General features: G+C 64.1%; 1 protein-coding gene. It reads left to right on the forward strand.

Going from position 1 to position 2,382, the window contains the following annotated elements; genetic code table 11:
- Window positions 1-2,338: phosphoenolpyruvate carboxylase (ppc, locus tag AB4Z11_RS29580; protein WP_442029433.1), on the forward strand; the 2,338-nt coding region annotated here is incomplete at its 5' end.
- Window positions 2,339-2,382: the final 44 nt, after the last annotated feature.

Consider the following 2,382-nt stretch of genomic DNA (forward strand, 5'->3'; position numbering starts at 1 on the left):
GCGCAAGTCCATCCTGGACGCGGAGCATGACATCGCCCGCCTGCTGACTTCCCGCGACCTGCCGCAGACGCCGAAAGAGAAAGCCAACACTCTGCACATGCTGAAGGCGCGTATCGCGGCCCTGTGGCAGACCCGCATGCTGCGCTACTCCAAGCTGACCGTTGCGGACGAGATCGAGAACGCCCTGTCCTACTACCGCATCACCTTCCTGCGCGAGCTGCCAGGCCTGTACGACGACATCAGCGCCGAAATCGCCGAGCGCTACGAGCAGCCGGAAGCGTCGATCCCCGCGTCTTACGTGCAGATGGGCAGCTGGATCGGCGGTGACCGCGACGGCAATCCGAACGTCAACGCCGGCACCATGCAGCACGCGCTGGAGCGGCAGGCCACGACCATTCTGGACTTCTACCTGGATGAAGCGCACGCGCTGGGCGCCGAACTGTCGATCTCCAAACTGATGGTGGATTGCTCGCCCGAGCTGCAAGCGCTGGCCGACGCCTCGCCCGACACTTCCGACCACCGCTCGGACGAGCCATACCGCCGCGCCCTGATCGGCATCTACGCCCGTCTGGCCAGCACGGCCCGTGCGCTGGGCGCGACCAACATCCTGCGCAAGGAAGTGGGCCACGCCGAGCCTTATCCGTGCCCGGCCGATTTCGCGGCCGACCTGCAGGTGCTGATCGATTCGCTGAACGCCAACCACGGCAGCGAGATGGCGCGTCCACGTCTGACCACGCTGAAGCGCGCGGCCGACATCTTCGGCTTCCACCTCGCCTCGCTGGACATGCGCCAGTCTTCCGACATCCACGAGCGCGTGCTGGCCGAGCTGTTCGCCAAGGCCGGCGTGCAAGCCGACTATTCGGCACTGGACGAAGAAGCCAAGGAAAAGCTGCTGCTGGCCGAACTGGCCCAACCTCGCCTGCTGTATTCGCCGTACATCGCGTATTCCGACGAGACGACGTCCGAACTGACCATCATGCGCGCGGCTTACGATATCCGCCAGCGCTACGGCCAGCGCGCCATCCGCAACTACATCATCTCGCACACCGAGACGGTGTCCGACCTGCTGGAAGTGCTGTTGCTGCAGCAGGAAACCGGCCTGATGCGCCAACTGGCCGACGGTTCGCGCAAGTCGGACCTGATGGTGATTCCGCTGTTCGAGACCATCCCCGATCTGCAACGCGCAGCCGGCATCATGGAAACCTTCATGGCGCTGCCGCTGGTGAAGGAACTGATCGCGGACAAGGGCCAGATCCAGGAAGTCATGCTGGGCTACTCCGACTCCAACAAGGACGGCGGCTTCATGACCTCGAACTGGGAGCTGTACAAGGCCGAGATCCGCCTGATCGACGTGTTTGCGAAAGCAGGCGTGAAGCTGCGCCTGTTCCACGGCCGCGGCGGCACGGTAGGCCGCGGTGGTGGCCCAAGCTACGAGGCGATCCTGGCGCAGCCGAAAGGCACCGTGAATGGCCAGATCCGCCTGACGGAACAGGGCGAGATCATCGCGTCCAAGTTCTCCAATGCCGAAATCGGCCGCCGCAACCTGGAGCTGCTGGTGTCCGCAACACTGGAAGCGAGCCTGATGCCGGCACCGGCCGACGCCTGCCACGGCGAGCGTCTGCAAGGCTTCGAAACCGCGATGGCCGAGATTTCCGAACTGGCTTACAAGGCTTACCGCAACCTGGTGTACGAAACCCCGGGTTTCACGGACTACTTCTTCCAGGCCACGCCGATTGCGGAWATCGCGGAGCTGAACCTCGGTTCGCGCCCGGCCTCCCGTAAATCGACGCGCCGCATCGAAGACCTGCGGGCGATCCCATGGGGCTTCAGCTGGGGCCAGTGCCGACTGCTGCTGCCGGGCTGGTACGGTTTCGGCAGCGCTATTGGCTCCTGGATCGCGGCAGGCAAGCGCGAGGAGCGCATGGCGCAGCTGCAGGCCATGTATCGCGACTGGCCGTTCTTTGCTACCCTGCTGTCGAATATGGACATGGTGCTGGCCAAGACCGACCTGGCTATCGCCTCGCGTTATGCGGAGCTGGTGCAGGATGCCGAACTGCGCGAACGCATCTTCAAGCGCATCGGCGAGGAGTACCAAGGCACGCTGGCGCGGCTGGAAGAGATCACGGGAGCGAAAGAACGCCTGGCGGGCAACCCGCTGCTGGCGCGTTCGATCACCAATCGATTCCCGTATCTGGACCCGCTGAACCACTTGCAGGTTGAGCTGATCAAGCGACGACGCGCCTTGAGCAGCGATCCGGAAAAGGCTGATCCGCGCGTGCACCGCGGCATTCATCTGTCCATCAACGGTGTCGCGGCAGGTCTGCGCAACACCGGTTAAAAACCCGGCGGCTCAATGAGCCGCCCTACGCAACGCCGGCATCC

This window comes from Pseudoduganella sp. RAF53_2 (assembly GCF_052113985.1).
Lineage (GTDB): Bacteria > Pseudomonadota > Gammaproteobacteria > Burkholderiales > Burkholderiaceae_D > Rugamonas.